This window comes from Streptomyces sp. NPDC058469 (assembly GCF_042721125.1).
In the GTDB taxonomy this organism is placed as follows: domain Bacteria; phylum Actinomycetota; class Actinomycetes; order Streptomycetales; family Streptomycetaceae; genus Streptomyces.
In genome coordinates this window covers 1-22,413 of sequence record NZ_JBHXME010000093.1, presented here as the reverse complement: position 1 = coordinate 22,413, position 22,413 = coordinate 1, and the positions used below count along the sequence as shown (strand labels likewise).

At 67.0% G+C, this 22,413-nt stretch carries 22 protein-coding genes and 1 pseudogene; 7 read left to right on the top strand and 16 right to left on the bottom strand.

Features of this window, described 5'->3' with window-relative positions; translation table 11 throughout:
• The first annotated feature begins 152 nt into the window (after positions 1-152).
• Positions 153-713 (top strand): YceI family protein, encoded by a 561-nt coding sequence (locus ACFWP5_RS32220; protein ID WP_384164451.1) that lies wholly within the window; start codon positions 153-155, stop codon positions 711-713.
• Positions 714-897: 184 nt separating this feature from the next.
• Here the strand turns inward: ACFWP5_RS32220 and ACFWP5_RS32215 are convergent, their stop codons facing one another.
• From ACFWP5_RS32215 to ACFWP5_RS32165, 11 genes are all read right to left on the bottom strand, one after another.
• Complete coding sequence (locus ACFWP5_RS32215; protein WP_384164448.1) at positions 898-1,434, bottom strand: lipocalin-like domain-containing protein; 537 nt, start codon at positions 1,432-1,434, stop codon at positions 898-900.
• A 356-nt stretch (positions 1,435-1,790) separates the two neighbouring features.
• A complete protein-coding gene (locus ACFWP5_RS32210; protein ID WP_384164445.1) occupies positions 1,791-2,258 on the bottom strand; it encodes a MarR family winged helix-turn-helix transcriptional regulator in 468 nt (155 codons plus the stop codon).
• Positions 2,245-2,649: a transposase gene (locus ACFWP5_RS32205; protein WP_384164442.1), complete on the bottom strand. Its 405-nt coding sequence runs from the start codon at positions 2,647-2,649 to the stop codon at positions 2,245-2,247. Before ACFWP5_RS32205 ends, ACFWP5_RS32210 begins: the two co-directional genes overlap by 14 nt.
• Positions 2,609-3,073: a hypothetical protein gene (locus ACFWP5_RS32200; protein WP_384164439.1), complete on the bottom strand. Its 465-nt coding sequence runs from the start codon at positions 3,071-3,073 to the stop codon at positions 2,609-2,611. The genes ACFWP5_RS32205 and ACFWP5_RS32200 overlap by 41 nt, the downstream gene beginning before the upstream one ends.
• A 525-nt stretch (positions 3,074-3,598) precedes the next feature.
• Positions 3,599-4,537 (bottom strand): fumarylacetoacetate hydrolase family protein, encoded by a 939-nt coding sequence (locus ACFWP5_RS32195; protein ID WP_384164436.1) that lies wholly within the window; start codon positions 4,535-4,537, stop codon positions 3,599-3,601.
• An 83-nt stretch (positions 4,538-4,620) separates the two neighbouring features.
• A complete protein-coding gene (locus tag ACFWP5_RS32190; RefSeq protein WP_384164433.1) occupies positions 4,621-5,181 on the bottom strand; it encodes a VOC family protein in 561 nt (186 codons plus the stop codon).
• Between the two features lie 478 nt (positions 5,182-5,659).
• Positions 5,660-6,532 (bottom strand): enoyl-CoA hydratase/isomerase family protein, encoded by an 873-nt coding sequence (locus tag ACFWP5_RS32185; protein WP_384164430.1) that lies wholly within the window; start codon positions 6,530-6,532, stop codon positions 5,660-5,662.
• Between the two features lie 95 nt (positions 6,533-6,627).
• A complete protein-coding gene (locus ACFWP5_RS32180) occupies positions 6,628-8,340 on the bottom strand; it encodes an FAD-dependent monooxygenase (protein WP_384164427.1) in 1,713 nt (570 codons plus the stop codon).
• A 329-nt stretch (positions 8,341-8,669) separates the two neighbouring features.
• Positions 8,670-9,371, bottom strand: a complete 702-nt coding sequence (locus ACFWP5_RS32175; protein ID WP_384164424.1) for an alpha/beta fold hydrolase — start codon at positions 9,369-9,371, stop codon at positions 8,670-8,672.
• A 455-nt stretch (positions 9,372-9,826) separates the two neighbouring features.
• On the bottom strand, positions 9,827-10,477 hold the full coding sequence (locus ACFWP5_RS32170) for an FMN-dependent NADH-azoreductase (RefSeq protein WP_384164420.1): 651 nt from the start codon (positions 10,475-10,477) through the stop codon (positions 9,827-9,829).
• Positions 10,478-10,493: 16 nt separating this feature from the next.
• A complete protein-coding gene (locus tag ACFWP5_RS32165; protein WP_384164417.1) occupies positions 10,494-10,694 on the bottom strand; it encodes a DUF6059 family protein in 201 nt (66 codons plus the stop codon).
• Positions 10,695-11,238: 544 nt separating this feature from the next.
• On the opposite strand from ACFWP5_RS32165, the gene ACFWP5_RS32160 reads away from it, so the two are divergent.
• Positions 11,239-11,859 (top strand): TetR/AcrR family transcriptional regulator, encoded by a 621-nt coding sequence (locus tag ACFWP5_RS32160; protein ID WP_384164414.1) that lies wholly within the window; start codon positions 11,239-11,241, stop codon positions 11,857-11,859.
• Positions 11,860-12,271: 412 nt separating this feature from the next.
• Here ACFWP5_RS32160 and ACFWP5_RS32155 read toward each other — a convergent pair whose 3' ends face one another.
• The 4 genes from ACFWP5_RS32155 to ACFWP5_RS32140 form a co-directional block, all read right to left on the bottom strand.
• A complete protein-coding gene (locus tag ACFWP5_RS32155) occupies positions 12,272-13,195 on the bottom strand; it encodes an endo-beta-N-acetylglucosaminidase H (RefSeq protein ID WP_384164411.1) in 924 nt (307 codons plus the stop codon).
• Between the two features lie 317 nt (positions 13,196-13,512).
• Positions 13,513-14,703 carry an extracellular solute-binding protein gene (locus ACFWP5_RS32150; RefSeq protein WP_384164409.1) on the bottom strand — a complete coding sequence of 397 codons (1,191 nt, stop codon included), beginning with the start codon at positions 14,701-14,703 and terminating at the stop codon, positions 13,513-13,515.
• Between the two features lie 109 nt (positions 14,704-14,812).
• A complete protein-coding gene (locus ACFWP5_RS32145) occupies positions 14,813-16,063 on the bottom strand; it encodes a sensor histidine kinase (protein ID WP_384164406.1) in 1,251 nt (416 codons plus the stop codon).
• Positions 16,060-16,716, bottom strand: coding sequence for a response regulator transcription factor (locus ACFWP5_RS32140; RefSeq protein WP_384164403.1), 657 nt, complete (start codon positions 16,714-16,716; stop codon positions 16,060-16,062). The genes ACFWP5_RS32145 and ACFWP5_RS32140 overlap by 4 nt, the downstream gene beginning before the upstream one ends.
• Before the next feature lie 124 nt (positions 16,717-16,840).
• On the opposite strand from ACFWP5_RS32140, the gene ACFWP5_RS32135 reads away from it, so the two are divergent.
• Positions 16,841-17,413, top strand: a complete 573-nt coding sequence (locus tag ACFWP5_RS32135) for a hypothetical protein (RefSeq protein ID WP_384164400.1) — start codon at positions 16,841-16,843, stop codon at positions 17,411-17,413.
• 87 nt (positions 17,414-17,500) lie between these two features.
• Here the strand turns inward: ACFWP5_RS32135 and ACFWP5_RS32130 are convergent, their stop codons facing one another.
• Positions 17,501-18,940, bottom strand: coding sequence for a gamma-aminobutyraldehyde dehydrogenase (locus tag ACFWP5_RS32130; RefSeq protein ID WP_384164398.1), 1,440 nt, complete (start codon positions 18,938-18,940; stop codon positions 17,501-17,503).
• Between the two features lie 165 nt (positions 18,941-19,105).
• On the opposite strand from ACFWP5_RS32130, the gene ACFWP5_RS32125 reads away from it, so the two are divergent.
• The 4 genes and pseudogenes from ACFWP5_RS32125 to ACFWP5_RS32110 form a co-directional block, all read left to right on the top strand.
• Positions 19,106-19,624: an Lrp/AsnC family transcriptional regulator gene (locus ACFWP5_RS32125; RefSeq protein ID WP_384164395.1), complete on the top strand. Its 519-nt coding sequence runs from the start codon at positions 19,106-19,108 to the stop codon at positions 19,622-19,624.
• Positions 19,609-20,988: an aspartate aminotransferase family protein gene (locus ACFWP5_RS32120; protein WP_384164392.1), complete on the top strand. Its 1,380-nt coding sequence runs from the start codon at positions 19,609-19,611 to the stop codon at positions 20,986-20,988. Before ACFWP5_RS32125 ends, ACFWP5_RS32120 begins: the two co-directional genes overlap by 16 nt.
• 201 nt (positions 20,989-21,189) lie before the next feature.
• On the top strand, positions 21,190-21,930 hold the full coding sequence (locus tag ACFWP5_RS32115) for an ABC transporter ATP-binding protein (RefSeq protein WP_384164389.1): 741 nt from the start codon (positions 21,190-21,192) through the stop codon (positions 21,928-21,930).
• Positions 21,912-22,413: pseudogene (locus tag ACFWP5_RS32110) on the top strand (hypothetical protein); the annotation flags it as partial. The gene ACFWP5_RS32115 and the pseudogene ACFWP5_RS32110, both read left to right, overlap by 19 nt.

The window sequence follows — 22,413 nt, the reverse complement described above, 5'->3', positions numbered from 1 at the left end:
TCTTCGGCCCGCCGTGGCCCCCGCTGCGTCGCCATGGAGCCACTCTACGGCCACTCTTCTTGAGCTCCCGCTAGAGGTATCAAAAAGTAAGCGAGTACGGTATTAATAGGAGTGTACGAAAAGGCACCACAGCGTCGACAGCCCCGAAAGGCATGACCGCCATGACCAACGACTCGACGAACTCCGCAGTCGGCTCCGTTTCCGCAGCCGACCTCGCCACCGGCGAATGGGTATTGGACCCGGCCGCGTCCTCGGTCGGATTCCGCCACAAGTCGCTCTGGGGCCTGGTCACCATCAAGGGCACCTTCACCAAGATCAGCGGCGAAGGCGAGATCGACGCACCGGGCCGTGGCCGCGGGACGCTGGTCATCGACGCGGCATCGGTCGACACCAAGAAGAAGAGGCTCGACACCCACCTACGCTCGGCAGACTTCTTCGAGGTCGACAAGCACCCGACCTTCACTTTCGCGGCCGACCGCATCACCGTCGACGGCGACGGCGACGCCCGGGTCAGTGGCGTGCTGACGGTCCGCGGGAAGTCCCACCCGCTCACCTTCACCACCCAGGTCACCGCCGCGAGCACCACCGACGTCACGCTCACCGGCGAGGTGGAGATCGACTACAAGAACTTCTCGATGGCCTGGAAGAACCCGGGCGGCACCGTGCGAGGCCTCACCACGGTCACCCTCAAGACCCGCTTCACCCGGGCCTGATCGGGAGCGACATCCGGCCGCCGGTCTTCCCGCCTTCTGTGCCCTGCCGGTGGGCAGGGCACAGAAGGCGGGAAGGGTGACAGTCGTGGCGGTCTTCGGATCGGCGCCCACGCGCATGTCGGCGGCGATCTCCGGCTGGGCGCTGACGGTCGGGCCGGCAAGCCGCGCACTTGATGTCGGACGGTCATGTGGTCGAACCCGGCTGCACGACCCGCTGCCATCTCAGGACGGCGGTAAGTTGCCGCCCTGCGAACGGCAGGGGCTCCGGCGTGATCAGTTCGAGACGCGGCTCGACAAGCACGACCTTGCGAGCCATGGACGCGTGGACCCAGTTCGGGAACAGGCTCACTTCCGGCTCGTGCACGACCATCGAATCGCCGTCGACATGGTAAGAACCGGCGTACGCCACATAGCCACGGGCGGCGGCAGCGGACTCGGCATCAGTGCCGTCGCCGAGTCCGCCGGCCTGATAGCGCGGTCGGTCGAGCCGCATGATCTGTACCGACATGAGGCCATCCGCTGTGTAGCGAAGACAGCCCGCGGCATCGTCTCCCAGCGGGTGGCCGACGAGCACGCCGAGCCCGTCGCGCACCTCGTACGACGTCAACCGCCAGTAACCCACCAGGCGCTCTTGGAGTGACCGGCCATCGGCACCAATCTGCATGGATACGTAACCTTTCCGGTGGATCTCGTCAAGGTACCCAGCCACGTCGATGTGCATCTCGCGCCAGTTCCGCCCAAGGCTCAGCCCGGCACAGCAGCGGTACGGCACCATGATGAAAGCCGTTACCGGGGCCTGATTGCGGTGGCCTGGCACAGGAGTTCAGAGAGAAGGAGCCACCGAGTCGGCGGCCCGGAGACGGATTCCACCGACAGCCCGAGTGAACCTGGCCCAGTGAGGTCGATGTCGACTTCGGTGGCTACCTCGGCGATCAGGTAGTTGGGTCCCTCGGCCGGCGGCCATGCCAGGACTTTGGGCCGCAGCATCCTGCCGTCGGTCAGGAGCCTCGCTCGGATCGTGGTCGACCCCACCGAGTTGTTCTCGGTCAAGGCCAGTTCGGTGGTGCCTGGACCCGGCTACTTCCGCAGACGACGGGTGAACTCAGGAACGTCGACGAACTCATCGAATGCGTAAAAGCGGAGCACCTCAAGAAAGGCATCGCGTTGGGTCGGATCGAGTAGGCCGAGCAGCTCCCGCTCGACCTTCTCCGTCGCCGCACTCGCACGCAGGCAGACCTGACGGCCGCGGGGAGTGAGCGTCGGCCTGCGAACCCTTCGGTCCCGCGGGTCGGGCGCTCGGACAACCAGCCCCTTGGCCTCAAGAGAGTCGACGGTTGCCGTGATGACGGACTTGTCGATCTTGACCAGTGCGGACAACTCGAGCTGCGCCATCGGCGTGGTCATCAGCGCGACCATGACGAAGTGCTCTTTGATGTTGACGCCAACCGCCTCCAGAGCAGCCGCCTTACGCTCGCCGAAGCCGAGCCACGCCCGATTCAGCAGCCAGTTGACATCGCCATTCAGCGGATGCTCAGCGTTCCCCATTCAACGATGGTACCGAGTGCTCCTCCCTCGATGGCACTCTCCGCAAGCTGATCAAGCGTGTGATCTGGGCGTTCACCGGCGGGGTCGGGTCCCCGGCCGCGACCTCGTCGAGGATGTCCAGGGTGAGCAGCCACTTCTCGTACGCCCGGCAGCCTCGGGAACTGGTCCGCCGTTCCTCATCGTTCGCCCACTCCGCGGGCAGGAACAGCTGCCACCGCACTGGACACGCCGCCGTGGCAGAGGGGCGTGCACTCTCACCAAGACCTGGCAGTTGGCCCGTTCCCGCAAGCCTCCGCAGTACCGAGCAACCACTCCGACCGTCATCCGGCCGTCCTTCGGGACCTGACGCGTCATCGATGGCCCACGCGTCCGGGGCAAGAGACGTCGTCATACGTTCGGCGCTCCGAATCCGGATTCGTCCGCAGCAGCGCAGTGACCTTCTGCTGTTCCTTCACGGGGTCGACGAAGCCCGTAGGCGACCACGACTCGGTCTTCACAGAACAGGTCGAGCACCGCTTGAGCAGCGTCGCGCCTACCGCGACGGCAAGTTCCGGATTGCCTTGGGTGTCCAGGAAGATGGCTCCAGCCTTCTCGTGGCTGTCGGTGGCAATCCACGACGCCAGCACGGCCTTCGACACTGGTTCCCGTCCGTCGACGTAACCGGGGCCGCCCAGCGACGACGCGTTCACGCCGATCGTCACGACGCCCTGTTGCTTGGCTTGGGCGAGTTGCTGCTGGACGAAGATCCCTGACACCGCGACCGCCACTGTCGCGTCGGGATGCTGCGACAAGGCCGTACTGAAGAGTTGCTTCAAGCTCTGGGGGTTCCATCTCCGCTTGAGAGCCTTGCCGGCCAGCCCAGTTGGTCGCTGTCTCGCGGATGTTGTTCGCAGTGTTGAGACATGCCCCGACCGGCGCGCATCCGATGACAGCGATCTTGTATCGCTGCCCCGTCGGCTGCTTGACCGGCGTTGGGTCGTCGAAGCTCGTCAACTCTTCGCTGCTCGTGAGAGCGCGAGAGGACGCGCCTTTCGCGGTCACCAGACCGCTACGCGCCTCGGAGACCACCTTTTGATACCCGGCGCCGGCAGCTGCCGAGGGCGCCACGCTCCTGCTGGACGGAGTCGAGCCACCACCGCTGTTGCTGGTGCTGCACGAGGCCGGCACCAGGCAGGGTGCGGCTACGACGGCACTGGCAAGGCTCCGCCAACGCTGTTGAGACATCGCACTCTCCCTCTCAGCACCTCCGGTGCCCAACGGCGGACTTGCTCGGTGCGGCCGCGTGAATGTCGCGGACACCGCACCGACCCAACTCGCTGTGCGCCTCCGCTCCAGGCATGTCAGCCATCGCTTCCACCTCCGTCTCCCGCTCGTGCGCCCTGCTCGTCGAGCACGGGTGTGTTCATCCTGCCGAGTCCGGTCATTTCGATGCGGACGGTGTCGCCGGGCACCAGCCACTTGGGGGAGGCCATCCCGGCTGCAACGCCGCCAGGAGTGCCGGTGGTGATGATGTCGCCCGGCTGAAGCGTCGTGGTCGCACTCAGCCACTCGATGATCTCGTACGGGCTGTGGAGCATCTCCTTTGCGTACGCGTCCTGTCGCAGCTCGTCGTTGACCCAGGTCTGGATCCGGATGTCCTCGTAGCCGTGGGCCTCGTCGAGCGTGACCAGCCAGGGGCCGGTCGGCTGGAAGGTGTCCCAGCCCTTGGTCCGCATCAGCTGGAAGAGGGCCGGCGCGTTGAGTTTCCTGCTCTCTCCCTCACCGAGGTCACGGGCGCTGACATCGTTGGTGATCATGAAACCGGCGATGTGCTCAGCAGCGCGCTCTGCGGGGATCCTGTGCCCGGCCTTGCCGATGACGACCACGAGTTCGGCCTCGTAGTCGAGGTTCACGCATTCGAGCGGACGCACGATCGGGTCCGTGGGGCCCGCCAGTGCCGAGCTCGGCTTCTGGAAGACGACAGGAAGCGTCGGCGTCGCCTCAGCGCCGATCTCGACCAGGTGGGAGAGGTAGTTCGCGCCGCAGTTGAAAAGGTTCGGCGGGTCGGTGATCGGAGGGCCAAGACGTGTCTGGGTCACCGGGATCACCTCGTCGCCGCGGTCAACTGCCGCCGCGACGCCCTCACTGACCCGATCGAGGAACGGCAACAGGTTGCGAATGGTCCCGTTCGGCGCGATACCGATGTCTGCCATCACCCTCGACAGCGGGAGGATGGAGCTGTCGTTGACCAGAACGCCCGGGCGTTCATTTCCGCGAGGGCCGAAGCTGACGAACCGCATGAGCATGTGTCCTTCCGAGTGGCACATCGTGCTGACTGCGTGGGGATGAGGCCGGACGCTGGGTCGACCTCATCTGCCGGGCCCTATCGCTTGTCCGGCGGGGACCAGGCGATGAGTTCGGCCACCGACTTCCCGCCGAGGAGCCCTTGCAGCATCTCCGCAGGGTCGAAGGGGGTGGCGCCGAAGGCGTTGCCGTCGCCGCCGGCGTAGAACTCGACGATCTGCTCTTCGGTGTAGGCCGTGTCGAAGAACAGTTCGACGACGTTCTTGTCAGGGTCCGTGTAGTACATGGAGATCGTGGGCCCGTGGTTGAGGCACATCGTCGGCACGATGCCGACATCCACGAGCCGGATGTGCGCATCGAGCAGCTCGGGCAAGGTCGGGTGCTCGAACGAGAAATGGTGGAGTCGGGACTGCTGGATGAGCTCGTCAACACCGGGCGGCACAACGGCAGTCGAGTCGTCGATCTTGGCGGCCTTGAAGATGCCGAAGCGATGGTGGCTCTCGTCCGTGCGGAGGAAGCACACGGAGTGGTCCGAGGTCTCGACGCCGACCGTCGCCTCGAGAACCTGCATGTACCAGTTCTTCACCGTTTCGAAGTTGCTGGTGTTCAAGATGACGTGGGCAAGCTTGGGCGAGGGCATCGCTGCCTCTTCTCTGAGTGGGCCGCGCAATTGAGCTCAGCCCGTTACGTTGATGGGCCGGCCAGGATCAACCGCCTGGGCAAATCTGATCGGTATGGGTTTCGCGAACCAGAGCCCGTCTACTTCTTCCATAGATGCTATGAAGCAAGATGTTCTCTGTCAAGAGGACTTTCCATGCTTGTCGATTGGGATATCCGGTCATGCCGCACATCACATTTGACGGATCTGGTCACAGCGGAATCCGGATGATTATCCAGAAGCCCCTCGGGAAACAACAGATCGATGGCAGCGTGGAACATGTCCATGAAGGCGGTCACATACTGGCGGCTTTCGATGTGCAAGTACCGCCAGACTTTGATGATGGCAACCGCACGCTTTCCCCGGACCGGCGTCAGGACATCCCAGACTCTGCTGCAGCGCACCCGGGCGGGCCATCCGTCTGCCGAGCGTCGTCCACCGAAGCTGGAGAGCGTTCCGGTCAGTCGACGTCGCAGAGCCTGGGGAGATCGAGCTCTACGGCGCGGCTGAAGGGCAGCCCACCCGCCTTGGTCATGATCCGTATCGCGACTGCCTGCGCCGCGTCCGACGACTGCAGGGCGCCTGCCACGGCGAGGGTTCCAGCCATCTCCTCCGGGAGAGGAATGGGTTGCAGTTTCGTCAGGCCGCTCTTGACCGCGGCAATCGAGGCCGGGGTGAAGCTCGCGATGCGACGGCCGAGCCTGTAGGCAAATTCGTCCAGTTCGGCATCATCTATCGACCGGTTCACCAACCCGTACAGCTCGGCGGTGTCGCCGTCCAGGTCGTCGGAGCCGAGCAGGAACTCCATGGCGCGTGCGCGGCCGGCATGCAGTTGAGCCCATTCGATTCCCCCGCCGCCCGGGAATGCTCCGAAGCCGACCTCAGGCAGACACAGTCGGGTGTTCTGCTTGCTCGCGAACCGCATGTCGGTAGCTGCGGCAAAAGCGAAAGCGAACCCGCGGGCCCGCCCGCGAAGGATGGCGATACTGACGACCGGGGTGGTGCCGAGCCAGTAACTGAACGCAGGCCACTCCTGGATGATCTCCATGGGTTCGTTCACCTCATGACCCGGGCCGCCCTGGTCGCCGCCCATGAGATCCAGGTGAGCGCCGAAGAACTCCGGATTCGCGCTCTCGAAAACGAGTACCCGAACGTCATTCGCCGATTCCTCGGCAAAAGACCTCACCGCCTTCAGGCCGGCGAAGACCTGCGAGTCGATCAAGTTGAAGGGTGGGTTGTCGATCACCACCCCGAAGCAACCCGGCGAGATCTCACGGAGGCGGACCGCCGCATTTTTGATCAACGAATCCTTTGAAGCAGCACCGTTCTCCATGTCTTCGTCTCCTTCGACGTATCGCTCACAACGTGCTTCGAAAAGCAGCGTCCGGCGCTTGAGGGATATTCAGCTCTGCCTGTATCCATCCACGTTCAGACGCCGTCGGCGGGTGCCGGACCGCGCTCGGTCCGGGGCAGATCCAGGATCTGGTGCAGCGCGTCGCCCAGCGCCTGGTGCGCGTCGTCAACGCCCCCGCCGTAGCGGAAACCGACGAATCCGTCCGGGCGGATCATCAGGGCACCGGATGGCTGCAGCCCGTAACGCCGCAGGAGTTCGGCGACGGTCTCGTCGACCGGCAGGAGGTTCGAGCCCAGGCCGAACGTCCTGAGCGGGATCTTCAGCTGCTCGCGAAGCTGCTCTGCCGCTCTCGCCCAGTCGGCGTTGTCCGGACCGGTGAGAAGGATGAACCCGCCGTCGTAGAGATCGATGGTCGAAATCGTCTCGCCCTGGGAGTGCACCCAGGAGTGCGGTGCCCGGGCGCCCGGTCGGGCCGTCGGGCGGTACTCGGCGATGCTCGATTCGACGATCTCCGTGCCGTCCGGCACGAGCGCCTCGCTCCGGTACTGGTATCCGAACTGCTGGCCGTGCGAGGCCAGCATGGCCCGCTGGGCAGGTATGCCTTCGGCGATGGCCTGGCGCGCGGGCGCCCCTTCCGGCGTCTCGAGCATCACAAGAAAGTTCTTGTCCTGCATCATGAAACCGGTCTTTTCCATCTGCCGCGTGTTGTGCATCATCTGTTCGCCGTTGAACTCCGCGACCGGGAGCCGCTCGTCCTCGTACGTTGCGAGCAGTCCGTCGCCGGCGTTCCAACGAAGCCTCGCAGCCAGCTTCCACGCGATGTTCTGCGCGTCCTGTACCCCGCTGTTGAGTCCGAAGCCGCCGTGGGGAGGGAAGTGATGGGCTGCGTCGCCGGCCAGGAAGACCCGCCCGTCCCGCCATGTGTCCGTGACGGACAAGTCGTGGCTCCAGGACCAGATGTGGTGAATCTTGATGGCGACGGTCTCACCGATCGCCGCGGCGACCTGCTTCTCGCAGTCCTCCGTCGTCACGGCAGAGGGATCGACTCCGGGCGCGATCTCGAAGTTGTAGCGCCACCGGGTGGCACCGTCGCGGATGAACGCCCCCTGGGTATCGGCGTTGATGATCCAGATGATCGGGATGAACTGTCCGCCCAGAAACGGTTCCAGGTCGGCGTCGAACTGGACGTTGATCGCGGTGCCGAGTGATTCCTGGCCGTGCTCACCGATACCCAGAGTGCGGCGAGTGACGCTGCGGATGCCGTCCGCCGCGATCACGTACTGTGCGACGGTCGTGTGCCGCGCACCGTCAGGGTCGGTGTAGGTCGCCTCAACCGAGCCGGGGCCACTGGCCAGGTCGACGACCTCGCACCCGAGTCTGATCGTCACGCTGTCCATGTCCTCGGCCACCCTCGCGAGGATCGGCTCGAACATGTGCTGCCCCACTGTCGAGATGCGCTCGGGCGATTGCTCGTCGAACAGGCGAGAGGTCTCGTCGGCATCGCTGACGGACATCTGGCCGATCTCGATACCGTTCAAGCGCGTCATCCACGCGATCGTGACGTCGTCGGGCATGCCCGCGGTGAGGTCCCTTATGAGGTTGGCGACGCCCCACTCACGAAAGATCTCCATGGTCCGCGCATGTACCCCGTTGGCCTTCGGGTACCTGGAGAACTCATCGCGTCGTTCCAGTACCAGGCACCTGATGCCGGCCCGGCCGAGAGCCAGCGCTGCGCTCAGGCCCACCGGACCCGCCCCGATGATCAATACTTCGGTTTCTTCGCTCATTATCAACGTCTCCTCGTCATGATGCGGGGGCGCTGGACTGCGATCTGGCGCATATCAAGTCGAGCTGTGGACTCGATCGGCAACAGAGGCGAATTGTTCAATCACGGGAAATCGAAGACGCTCGCCCGAATACCCGTTACCTGGTTACCCGGATACCTGGTTACCCGGATACCTGCTGGCGGCGTCACGATGGCGAGGCCCCACAGCGGGATTGCACATACACGCCGTATCGGGCGGCGGCAGGGGCGGTCTGGTGAAACGTGCATTCTGCGTGGTAATGCGTCTACGTCACCCCGCGAGGGCCGACCGCGCCCGGCCTGCGTCGACTGTCAGCCGGCCTTGTTGATGAATGTCTCGACTTCCTCCTCGCATTCCTTACTGGTCGGGATGTCGAAGTGGTCTGCGCCGTCGACAGTGAAGCGCGTCGCGTTCGGAATCTTCTCCGCCACCAGGTCCGAGGGGCCGGCCCCGTCGGAGCCACCGTCGACGACCAGGGTTGTGGCCTTGATTGCGCCCAGGCCCTCGACGGTGACGAAGCGATGGCTCGACGCGAGGTGGCCCGCGACCGCCTCTCGGTCGTTGCCCGCGTCGGCGATCATCGTGCGGATCAGCAGCGCCATGAGATTGTCCGTCGGCTCCTCCGCCGAGCGCAGAGCCTCGACGAGCGGCTGCTGCATGTTCTCGTGATGCAGCCCGGCGGTCAGCACCATGTCGGCGGCACCGAGAACGGCGATCCGCTCGAACAGGGCCGGCTGCTCGCTGGCCGCCAGCAACAGGGCCCAGGCGCCGGCGGAAAACCCAATGGCGTCGACCGATCCGTGCTTGGCCGCCTCTTCGAGAATGAGGTCAGCGGCGTCGCGGCCCACGGCATCCGTGTTCTCCCCATGTCCGGGAAGGTCGACGCCGATCACAGTTCGACCCGCCGCCTCCAGGCTGTCGACCCAGCCGCCCCTGCGCCACTGCGTCTCGAAGTTGGACGCCATGCCGTTGATGAGAATGACCGGACGGTTGGGAGAAGTATTGATACTCATGCCTTGTCTCCTTGTGATGCGGGGCGCAATACGCGCCTGGCATACGTCTGTGCGGCGCCGGCCTGTTTGCTCTGAATGCTGTCTCGACCGAGGGGGGCGAATGCCTGTTCGCCCGAATCGCGACGGGCGGGCAAACCCTCGGCCGGGAAGGCGCTTTCGCGACTCAGGGTCAGCGATAGGCTCTATCCAGATGATACGAACCAAGATGTTCTCGCGCAAGACTATCTGCCGAAACAAGGCGCTGATATTTGTGCGCGACCGACGGCTGAGCTCGGACGCATCACTGAACTCACCTCACATTCAGCAGCAGAACACCCATGGTTTTCGCACCTGTTGAGAGCCGCACCGCGAAACCAGCGCGGGCTGAGGAGTCATCGCAAAGTGTGGAGCTCAAAACGATGCCGATGATGCGTCAAAGACGCCACGTACAGGTGGCCTCTGACGATGGGCGGGCGTCAGACCCTGATCGCGCCGGCCAGGCTGCGGCCGTGCTCGTGTGCGGTCTGCTCGGCGGCGGCGCGGATCTGCGTGGCCAGAACCTTGAACTGCTCAAACGCCGGGTTCACACCGGCCAACGTGAACTCCGACTCCACGACCTTCAGGTCCAGTTTCCACACGTCGGCAAGGACGCGGCGCATCCAGGCGGTCGCGTGATCCCATCCTTCGCGCGGTGTGCCCTGTGCGTAGCTGCCGCCGCGTACGGTCACCAGCACCGCCGGCTTGCCCGCAGTTGCCGGCTCAACGCCCGCAGTCATCCTCGGATCGCAGATCACCAGGTCCACCCAGGCCTTGAAGTGCTGTGACACGCCGAAGTTGTACAGGGGTACAGCGAACAACAGGGCGTCTGCGCCGATCAGTTGATCAGCCGCCACTGCGGCCAGGCTCACCGCCCCGATCTGTTCCGGGGAGCGATGATCCTCCGGCACGTAGGTCGCGTTCACGGCGGTCGACCACGCGGTCGCCGGGATCGGGTCTATGCCGATATGCCGCGTGACGACCTGTGCATCAGGGTGGGCGGTGCGCCATTCCTGCTCGACGATGTCGGCGATCTCGCGGCTGTGTGAGCCCTCGACTCGTATGCTCGCGTCGAGACGGAACAGGGACATGACTACCTCCTGGTCGCTATGGGATGCCCACCGGCTTGCTGCGGTCGGCGGCTGGGTGGGGCCCCGCGCGATAGGGGCCGAGGATGTCGGCCCACAACATCCCCTTCTCAGCGTCCAGGGCGGCGCTTTGGACAAGCCGTTCCGGGTGGCCCGGGGGTGGGCCGACCGTTGTGGGACGCCTCCCAACGCCCTGCCCATCTGAACCTGTCCCGCCCACTCACCCCACGCTCCACCAGGACATGCACATGGAGCGCGAATCAGACATCGCAGAACCTCTGACCAGGTGATGTCCAAGCCCCAACCACGTCTGAAGAGTTGAAGGTCGAGCTGATGTTCCTCGGGCCGGTGTCGGCGTCTTTGTCGGCGCGCCGATCCGGCGACTTGAAGAGGTGACCGTCTCGTGGCTCTCCTCAAGAGAGATCCGCACGGCGTTGCGGCCGAGCGCTTGCGACGGTGTCGGGTAGTGCCTGCTGTGTGTCGCCGGTCCGGCCGGTCGTCGCCTCGCGACCGTCCAGTTGCCAGCACCTCACGGTCCCTTTCTCCGAGGAACCGCCTTAATGCGGAACAGTAGTTACGGTCCCTCCATCCGTCAAGGACAGATTCGTCCTTATTTGCTGCCGGTCAGTCAGCGGCCCGCGAAGTTGCAGGTCGAGTGCTGTTCCCGCGTGAGCCCTTCTACTGATCCCTGGCCGTTGCGCACCCGTACCACCTCCACCCGGTACGTCGAACTTCGGCGCACCCAGCTCGTATACGCTTGCGATATGGCCAGCCGTCAAAGCACCGCTGATCCGACCGAGCGCCCTGTCCGTACACGGCGACGGGGAGCCGCGGTGGAGAAGGCGATCTCCGATGCGGTCCTCGCCGAACTGGCCGAGGTCGGGTTCGGGCGGCTCACCTTCGACGGCGTCGCCGAGCGCGCGGGCACGGGCAAGAGCCCGCTGTACCGGCGGTGGCCCGACACGACGTCTCTGGTGATCGACACGCTGGAGAAGCTGGGCTCGGATCCAGACAGCTATGAACGGACCGGGCGACTGCGGGACGACCTCATCGGGCTCACCCGCCACATGACCGCGTCGCTGACAGGCGAAAGGGCCGAGGCGTTCCGCAGCCTGCTGGGAGAAGCGCACCGCTACCCACAGCTTCTGGCCAGGTTCACATCGCAGGTACTCGAGCCGCTCTTCGCGGCGTTGACCGCCGTGCTGCTCGACGGCGCCGAGCGCGGCGAGGTGAATCCCGAACGGCTGACCCCTCCCGTCCTGGAGGTCCTCCACGCACTGGTCATCAAGCGCGCCCTCCTCGACACGCACGATCTGACGGAGCAGGACATCGCCGAGATGATCGACCAGGTACTGCTCCCCCTCGTCCTGGCCTCCCCGAGATAGCGCTGCCTCGGCGATTTCACAGTCAGCGCGAGCCTCTGCGCCTGATCCGCCGGGGCCGGCCCCGGTACGCACAGCCCGGTGACGAAGCCGGCCGGACGGCAATCCGCGCGATGGGCCGGTTGGCCAACTGGGCAGCGACCCCAGACGTGGGGAATCCCGTCCAGCCACAAACCGTGACGAGGATTGCCGGCTGGCATCGGGCGGCGTTCGTGGCCTGCGGATGCCAACGAGCTTCAGCGGCCGGAAGCGCGGAATCAGGGAGACAGTTGGCACTCTGGTACAGCGCAGGTCACGGTATCTGTGGCGACCGCGCCTCCGACATCGTTGTCGAAAGCGCGGCCTGCCCGAGGCGCGGCCCTACGGGATGCGGCAAGCCCCGAGGGGGCACCGGACGCCCGTGAGTGTGGTTGTCCTACGGCGTGTAGTTGGCGTCACTGCCGTACAGCTCCTTGGTGAACGCGGAGACATCGGCGCTGCGATCGGCGCCGTCGAGGTTGTACGTCAGGTAGACGCCGTACCCCTCGCTGACCGTGCGGCTGGCGAGGGCGGCGGCCGTGCTTTGCGAGGTCCCGCCGATCTCGACGGCCGCCGGCGACAGCTTCGACTTGGGCAGTGCGATGCCGGGGACCTGCCAGGTGCCGTAGTACGGGTTCCAGGCGTAGTCGAACTTGGACGAGACGTCGACGCCGCCGTAGGACAGGCGCGACGCTGCCGGGCCGATGTTGTAGAGGCTGATGATCTTGTCCGGCATGTTGGCGCGCAGTGCAGACACCAGGTACACGAACGAACTGGCGTTGGGCTGGCTGGTGCCGTTGTTGCCGTAGTCGGCGTACTCGTCGTCGAAGTCGATGCCGTCGAGGCCGTACTTGGCCACGGTGTCCGACAGTTGTTTCGCGTACGTCGAAGCCGCCTGCTGGGAGGGGAAGTTGGCGAAGCCCGCGCCCTGGTGGTTGCCGAGCACCGAGAGGACGACCTTGATGCCCTTCTGCTGCAGCGGCCGTATCTGGGTGGCGGCGTTGTCGAGGACGCGTTGCACGTTCGGGTTGAAGTACAGGGTCGCCGCCTTCGTGCCCGTGTCGTAGTTGATGTTCGCCGCGAAGATCACGGCGACGTCGAAGACGTTGCCGCCGCCGTTGGCGAGGGTGTACTTGCCGACGTTCAGCATGCTGTTGTTGTTCACCTCGACGTACGCCACCGAGGTTGGTCCCTGTTTCGCGGAAGCGGCAACGGGGGCCGCTTCCGCGCCGGTCGTGGTGGTCGCGCCGAAGGCGAGGGCCGTAGTGGCCAAGAGCGCGAGCGCGGCCGTCCGTACTCTGCTCCGCACCGGAGTGAACATCGTTGATCGGTCTCCCATCGCATGGAGCGGCGCCCGACCTGTTCGCGAGCGCCGAGTGGGTCTCCCGACCCTTCCGTTCCCGGGACCGAATCCCCGGAACCCTGCGAGAACTCTTCCCGACTCCACCCATGTCCCGCCACAACTCTCAATCCGGGCAAGGGAGTTGCTGGAACGCTACGCTGCCGCGCTGTCTCAGGCCCGCGACCGACGGAACCCACGGGAGACCGACATCGACGCGATCACCGCCGACGCGGACGAACCAGGCATGCACGCCGCGGACCGCAGCGAATCCTCGTCGCACTCCCCGGAAAGGCCCCCTACAACCCCACGATCTTGTTCCACTCCTTCGCGAACTCCACCCGTTCCGTCGACGTGATGTCCCGCGCGATCGCGAGGTGCTTGCGCATCGTCGTGTCCGGGAATATCAGCGGGTTCTCGGCCAGGGCCGCGGTGTCCTTGTCCTTGGAGGCCGCGAGGACGGCCTGGGCTGCCGGGACGGGGCAGACGTAGTTGACCCAGGCGGCGAGTTCCGCGGCGACCTCGGGGTCGTAGTAGTAGTCGATCAGACGTTCCGCGTTGGTCTTGTGGCGGGCCAGGTCGGGGATCATCAGGGAGTCCGCCCAGAGTTCGGCGCCCTCCTCGGGGACGACGAAGCGGATGTCCGGGTTGTCGGCCTGGAGCTGGATCACGTCGCCGGAGTAGGCCTGGCAGGCCAGGACGTCGCCGCTGACGAGGTCCTTGGTGTAGTCGTTGCCGGTGAAGCGGCGGATCTGGTTCCGGCTGATCTGGGTCTGTATCTGGTCGCACACCTTGTAGAAGTCCGCGGCCGTCCACTTGGTGATGTCGACGCCGTTGCCCTGCATCAGCAGCGCGAACGCCTCGTCCAGGCCGGAGAGCAGCGTGACCCGGCCCTTCAGGTCGCCGGCCCACAGGTCGGAGACCTGACGGATCTCGCGGCCGAGCTTGCGGTGGTTGTACGCGATACCGGTGATGCCCGACTGCCACGGCACCGTGTACCGGCGCCCCGGGTCGAACGCGGGCGAGCTGAGCTGCGGGTCGAGGTGCTTCGCCACGTTGGGCTGCGCGGACCGGTCCATCCGCTGGACCCAGCCGAGGCGGACGAACCGCGCGCACATCCAGTCGCTCATGACGATCAGGTCGCGGCCGGTCTGCTGGTGGTTCATCAGCGCCGGGCTGATCTTGCCGAAGAACTCGTCGTTGTCGTTGATCTCCTCGATGTAGTCGACGGAGATCCCGGTGCGCTTCTCGAACGCGTCCAGCGTGGGCCGCTTGGTCTCGTCATCCTCGTCGGTGTCGATGTACAGCGGCCAGTTCGCCCAGGTCAGTCGCTTGTCCGTGGCGGACAGATCGGCGCCGGCACGGTCCCCCGCCTTCACATACGCGGCGGGCACACCGCACCCGGCGAGCGCACCGAGCGCGGCCGTTGAGCCGAGCGCGCGCAGCAGGGAGCGACGGGAGGACGGGTACGACTTCGGAGTCTGGGGCACCCGCGCAGCATGACCTGCGAACCCGTGTCCGATCAATGGACGCTGCGTCGAGCGGGTTCCCGCGGACCCGACACCTTGTCGATCGGTTGTCTGTGAAGTGACCGCCTGTTCACATGAGGTGCCCGCCCACCCCGGCGGGCACCGGGGCCGGCGGCAGGGCGTACCTCGGCAGGCTCACCTCCACCACCAGCCCGCCCTGCGGACGCGTCCACGCCCACACCCGACCCCCGTGCGCGGCTACGACCGCCGCCACGATGGACATCCCCAGACCGAGCCCGTCCCTCCTCCCGGCCCTGCCGACCCGCTCCACCCCCAGCCGCCTGAACGGCTCGAAAAGCCCCGCCGCCTGGTCGGCCGCGATCACCGGCCCACTGTTCTCGATCCGCAGCCCGGGCCGGCCGAACGCGTCGAGTCCCGTCCACACACTCACCCAACTCCCCTCCCCCGTCGGCAGGTTGTGCCGTACGGCGTTGTCGGTCAGGTTGACCACCAGCCGCTCGATGAGCTGCGGATCACCGAGGACGGGAGCGAACGCGAGCCGGGCCTCGACACGCGGGCCCGCATCGGACAGGGCCGCGTCGGACCGGTCCGCATCGGGCAGCCATTCCCGTACGACCGCTGCGAGATCCACGCACTCCCTCGCCTCCAACCCCCGTTGGCTGCGCGCCAGTGTCAACAGCGCGTCGATCAGCCGTTCCTGCTCCTGCCCGGCCGCCCGCACCCGGGCCAGCGCAGCGCGCAGGGTCTCCACCGAGGCGTCCGGATCGGCGAGGGTGACGTCCACGATGGTCTGCTGGAGCGTGAGGGGGGTGCGCAGCTCGTGCGAGGCGTTGGCGACGAACTGCTTCTGCGCCTCGAACGCGCCCTCCAGCCGCGCCAGTACGGCATCGAAGGTGTCCGCCACCGCCTTCAACTCGTCGTCGGGGCCGGGCACCGCGAGCCGTTCGTGGAGATTGTCGGCGGAGATCCGGCGCGCCGAGACCGTCATCGCCCGCAGCGGGGACAGCACCCGGCCGGCCATCAGCCAGCCCAGCGCGAGCGACGCCAGCGCCATCACCGCGAGCGCGATACAGGCCTCGACGAGCAGTTGGTGCCGCTGGTCCTCGCGCACGGCGGCGACGACGGCGGTGACCATCGGCGCGGCGTCGGGGCCGACTCCGGGCGCGCCGCCCACCGGCCGGGGCCCCTCGAAGGTACTGACGGCCTGCCCGGCCTCGTTGTGCGCGTAGAGGAGATACGTGAAGGCCAGCAACAGCGCCCCGGCCACCACGAACAGCGAGCTGTAGAGCAGGGTCAGCCGCCACCGGACCGTACGCGGACCGCGCACCCGCAACCCTCGTAGAGCCGCCCGTGCCCTCATCGAACGCGGTACCCGGCCCGGTCCACCGTCTCGACCAACTGCGGTTCCCCCAGCTTCCGTCGCAGTCTGCTGACGGTCACCTTCACCGTCTGGCTGAACGGATCCGCGGCCTCGTCCCATGCGCGCTCCAGGAGTTCCTCGGTGGACACGACCGTCCCCTGCGCGCCGAGAAGGAGTTCGAGTACGGCGAACTCCTTGGGGCTGAGCGGCAGTTGGCAGCCGGCCCGGGTGGCTACCCGGCGCGCCGGGTCGAGCCGGAGTTCCCCGCGCACCAGCACCGGCGGCAGCGCGGGCTGCGCACGACGTGCCAACGCCCTTATACGGGCGACGAGTTCGGTGAACGCGAACGGCTTGGGCAGATAGTCGTCGGCGCCGAGGCCGAGCCCCGCGACCCGGTCGGCGACCGTCCCGGACGCGGTGAGCATCAGCACCCTCGCCCGGCTGTCCCCGGCGGCGAGCGTCCGGCACACCTGGTCGCCGTGGATGCCGGGCAGATCACGGTCGAGTACGACGACGTCGTAGCCGTTGATCTCCGCGCGCTCCAGGGCCGTAGGACCGTCGAACGCGAGGTCGACCGCCATGCCCTCGCGGCGCAGCCCCGCCGCCACGGTCTCGGCGAGTTCTTCGTGGTCCTCGACCACCAGCACACGCATGGCCGTCAGTGTGGCGGGCGAGCGGTTACACGGATATAAGGGCGGCCGTTCCCGTGGCGTAACCGGCCGGGCGATTGTGTGGGTCCCGTCCGGCAGCACCCGCACATCAGCAGCAGGAGGAACCATGCGCGCTCTGGCGACCAGGCCGCAGCGGCTCGCCCTCGGTATCGCCGTCCTGTCGGCCGCCGCGCTCGGCACGGTCACCGCGTCGGCGGCCCAGGCGTCCGACACCGCGACCGCCAAGTCCCCCAGGACCGTCGAGTCCGGCGTGTCCGTCGTACAGGAGAAGGGCAACGGGAAGGGCGCCCCGAAACACCTCGATCCCCCCAAGGGTGCCGCCTTCGCGGTCGCCTACCACCCGACCGCGAACGCGCCCGGCGATCTCAACACGGCGAACGGCGACTTCGCCAAGTGCATGCGTGCGCAGGGGCAGTCGGTGTTCCCCCGCGTCCACGCGTCGAAGGACGCGGACGGGCACATCAACCTCCAAGTACTGATGACCGGCGGGGACTTCGACCCGACTACGGCCGGCTACAAGAAGGCCGTCAAGGTGTGCGGCCCGATCCTGGAGAAGGCCGGCCTCACCTTCCCGAACCCGGCCGACCTGCCGCCGCTGCCGACCCCCGACAAGCCGGGCAAGCCCGGCAAGGTCACCTCCGAACTGCCCTCCCTCACCCGCGCCTTCGCGCACACCTGACCATCCCGGAGGGGGACAAGAGGGGGAACAGCGCGGCCCCGGACGGATCAACTCCCGTCCGGGGCCGCGCAATTGAGCTCGGAGACGCTATACGTCGAGCGAGGTCATGACGTGCTTGATGCGGGTGTAGTCCTCGAAGCCGTAGCCCGAGAGGTCCTTGCCGTAGCCCGACTTCTTGAAGCCGCCGTGCGGCATCTCCGCGACCAGCGGGATGTGGGTGTTGATCCACACGCAGCCGAAGTCCAGCGACTTCGACAGCCGCATCGCACGCCCGTGGTCCTTCGTCCACACCGAGGAGGCGAGGGCGTAGTCGACGCCGTTGGCCCACTTGATGGCCTGCGCCTCGTCCGTGAAGGACTGCACGGTGATGACGGGCCCGAAGACCTCGTTCTGGATGATCTCGTCGTCCTGCTTGAGGCCCGAGACGACGGTCGGCGCGTAGAAGTAGCCGACCTCGCCCACCCGTTGACCGCCCGCCTCCACCTTCGCGTGCGCCGGCAGCCGCTCGATGAAGCCGGTCACCTGCTTGAGCTGGTTGGCGTTGTTGAGCGGGCCGTACAGCACGTCCTCGTCGTCCGGCTGCCCGGTCTTCGTCTCGGCCGCCGCCTTCGCGAGCGCCGCCACGAACTCGTCGTGGATCGACTCCTGGACCAGGACGCGCGTCGCCGCCGTACAGTCCTGCCCGGCATTGAAGAAGCCCGCGACCGAGATGTCCTCGACGGCCTTGGCGATGTCGGTGTCCTCGAAGACCACCACGGGGGCCTTGCCGCCCAGTTCCAGGTGGACCCGCTTGAGGTCCTTGGACGCGGACTCGGCGACCGACATGCCCGCGCGCACCGAACCGGTGATGGAGGCCATCGCCGGCGTGGGGTGCTCGACCATCGCGCGGCCGGTGTCGCGGTCGCCGCACACGACGTTGAAGACGCCCTTGGGCACGATCGAGCCGATGATCTCGGCGATCAGGACCGTGGAGGCGGGGGTGGTGTCCGAGGGCTTCAGGACGACCGTGTTGCCGGCCGCGAGCGCGGGGGCGAACTTCCAGACGGCCATCATCATCGGGTAGTTCCACGGCGCGACCTGCGCGCAGACGCCGATCGGCTCGCGCCGGACGATGGAGGTCATGCCCTCCATGTACTCGCCGGCCGAACGGCCTTCGAGCATGCGCGCGGCGCCCGCGAAGAAGCGGATCTGGTCGACCATCGGCGGGATCTCTTCGGAGCGGGTGAGCCCGATCGGCTTGCCGGTGTTCTCCACCTCGGCCGCGATCAGTTCCTCCGCGCGCTCCTCGAACGCGTCCGCGATGTCCAGCAGGAACTTCTGCCGCTTGGCCGGGGTCTCGTCCCGCCAGGCCGGGAAGGCGGCGGCGGCGGCCGCCATCGCGGCGTCGACGTCCCCCGTCCCGGACAGCGGCGCGGTCGCGTACGCCTCGCCCGTCACGGGGTTGACCACCTCGGTGGTCCGTCCGTCGACGGCGTCACGGAACTCACCGTCGATGTAATTGCGCAGACGACGCAGCTCGGTGCTCACTGCCGGCCCTCCAAGTTCAGGTGTCCAATCACTGAGACACCCACCCTAATCGCCCGGCCCACGTTTTCAACACCCCCGATCGCGTCAAGGCTACGAAATCCGCAAGTCTCGGCCACGTAAACAACGAATTTCATCGAAGCGGCCTTGCGGAACGGTCGAGACGTCGTGCACAGTGAAGCCGTGGCCAGTCGCAGCGCAGAACACAGGGACTCCCGCGAGTCCAGGAACGGCAGCAGTCCTCACCTGGACGCCGTCTCCCTCGCCATCATCGAGCAGCTCCAGGAGGACGGCCGCCGGCCGTACGCCGCGATCGGCAAGGCCGTCGGCCTCTCCGAGGCGGCCGTGCGCCAGCGCGTCCAGAAGCTGCTCGACCAGGGCGTCATGCAGATCGTCGCCGTCACGGACCCGCTCACCGTGGGCTTCCGCAGGCAGGCGATGGTCGGTGTCAACGTCGAGGGCGATGTCGAGAACGTGGCGGACGCGCTGACGGCCATGCCGGAAGTGGAGTACGTGGTGATGACCGCGGGCTCGTACGACCTCCTCGCCGAGATCGTCTGCGAGGACGACGACCACCTGCTGGACGTCATCAACAAACGCATCCGGGCCCTCCCCGGCGTGCGCTCCACCGAGAGCTTCGTCTATCTGAAGCTCAAGAAGCAGACCTACATGTGGGGAACCCGATAACCGTGAGCAAGGACCTCAGCCGCACCGCGTACGACCACCTGTGGATGCACTTCACCCGCATGTCCTCGTACGAGAACGCGCCCGTTCCCACGATCGTCCGTGGTGAGGGCACCTACATCTACGACGACAAGGGCAAGCGCTACCTCGACGGTCTCGCGGGTCTGTTCGTGGTCCAGGCCGGTCATGGCCGCGCCGAGCTGGCCGAGACCGCGGCCAAGCAGGCGCAGGAGCTGGCGTTCTTCCCCATCTGGTCGTACGCCCACCCCAAGGCCGTAGAACTGGCGGAGCGTCTGGCCAACTACGCGCCCGGCGACCTGAACAAGGTCTTCTTCACCACCGGCGGCGGCGAGGCGGTCGAGACCGCCTGGAAGCTCGCCAAGCAGTACTTCAAGCTCGTCGGCAAGCCCACCAAGTACAAGGTCATCTCCCGCGCGGTCGCCTACCACGGCACTCCGCAGGGCGCCCTGTCCATCACCGGCCTGCCGGCCCTGAAGGCTCCCTTCGAGCCGCTCGTCCCGGGCGCGCACAAGGTGCCGAACACCAACATCTACCGCGCCCCGATCCACGGTGACGACCCGGAGGCGTACGGCCGCTGGGCCGCCGACCAGATCGAGCAGGAGATCCTCTTCGAGGGCCCCGAGACGGTCGCCGCGGTCTTCCTGGAGCCGGTGCAGAACGCGGGCGGCTGCTTCCCGCCGCCGCCCGGCTACTTCCAGCGGGTGCGCGAGATCTGCGACCAGTACGACGTGCTGCTCGTGTCGGACGAGGTCATCTGCGCCTTCGGCCGCCTGGGCACGATGTTCGCCTGCGACAAGTTCGACTACGTGCCGGACATGATCACCTGCGCCAAGGGCATGACCTCGGGCTACTCCCCGATCGGCGCCTGCGTCATCTCCGACCGCCTGGCCGAGCCGTTCTACAAGGGCGACAACACCTTCCTGCACGGCTACACCTTCGGCGGTCACCCGGTGTCCGCGGCGGTCGGCCTCGCCAACCTCGACATCTTCGAGCGCGAGGGCCTCAACCAGCACGTCCTCGACAACGAGGCCAACTTCCTGCAGACCCTGCAGAAGCTGCACGACCTCCCGATCGTCGGCGACGTGCGCGGAAACGGCTTCTTCTACGGCATCGAGCTGGTCAAGGACAAGGCCACCAAGGAGACCTTCACGGACGAGGAGTCGGAGCGCGTGCTCTACGGCTTCGTCTCCAAGAAGCTCTTCGAGTACGGCCTCTACTGCCGCGCCGACGACCGCGGTGACCCGGTCATCCAGCTGTCGCCGCCGCTGATCTCCGACCAGTCGACCTTCGACGAGATCGAGACGATCGTCCGCCAGGTGCTGACCGAGGCCTGGACGAAGCTCTGATCGTTCAGAGGGATCTTACTTCTGGATGATCAACACCGGCCCCGGGCCGCCGTTCGAGTGAGAAACGGCGGCCCGGGGCCGTGTGCTGTGCGGGCTCCCCCCGACCGCTCCTTAGCGTGCCAGTGACCGATCGGCCCTGTCTTCGTTCCCCCGCATGGGGGATGCGGCACGGGAAAACGGATCTGAACGAGGTGTACGCGCATGGTGGCCCCGCCGGACAACGACGTGCTCTGGGCACGTGCCCTGCACTTCCAGCACAACGACGGATCGCCCGCGCTCGGCGGCGTCTCGCTCGGTGTCCGGGAGGGCGAGATCCTCGCCGTCATGGGCCCGCGCGGCAGCGGCAAGACGACCCTGCTGCGCTGTCTCGCCGGTCTGGAGCGCCCGAGCCGCGGCGAGGTCTGGTTCAACAGCGTGCCCGTGCACACCATGGGCCCGCTCACCCGGGAACGGCTGCGCCGCGACCGCTTCGGCTGGATCGACCCGGCCCCCGTGCTCGTCCCGGAGCTGAACGTCTGGGAGAACGCGGCGCTCCCCCTGATGCTGCGCGGCACCAGCCGCCGTCGCGCCAAGACCGCCGCCCTGGAGTGGCTGGACCGCCTCGACATCGGCGACCACGCCCGCAAACGCCCGCACGAACTGCGCCAGGCGGAGCGCCAGCGCGTCTCGATCGCCCGCGCGCTGGCCCCGGCGCCCACGGTCCTGTTCGCCGACGAGCCGACCGCCCCGCTGCACCGCGCGGACCGCGCCCAGGTCCTGCGCACGCTCACGACAGCCGCGCGCTCGCACGGCATCACGGTGGTCCTCGCGACCCATGAGGCGGAGACCGCGGCCCTCGCGGACCGTACGGTGTCGCTCCTCGACGGCCGCCGGGTGAACACGGTCCACCTGCCGCCGGTCGCCGAGACGGAAGGCCGGGCCGCGTGCTCGCTCTCCGTCTGACCCGCGGCTCGCACCCCGCCGTCCAACTGCGCCGCCTGCTGGTCGCGGTGGCCTCGGCGGGCACGGGCTTCCTGCTGCTGTGCACCCTCGGCTACGCGATCGGCCACCCCGACTCCCCCGCCGCCGCGGCCCTCCGCCTGGCCTGGTGCGCGACCCCGATGGCCGCCACCGTGTACTTCGCGGTGGCCGTCGCCCGCACCGACCCGGCGACGAAACCCCGCCCCGGCCTCTCCGCGATCGGCCTCGGCCCGGGCCGCCTGATGGCGATCTCGGCGACGACGACGGCCCTCGCCTGCACCCTCGGCTCCATGCTGGCCCTGCTCTTCTTCCTCCACCTCCGCGGCGACCTCACGGGCATGCCCTTCGACGGAGCGGCGGCGGAGTTCCTGGCGTCGGACCAACCCCTCCCCCTCCCCGCCGCGTTGACCCTGCTGTCCCTCGTCCCGGTGATCGCCTCCCTGGCCGTAGCACTCGTCCTACGCC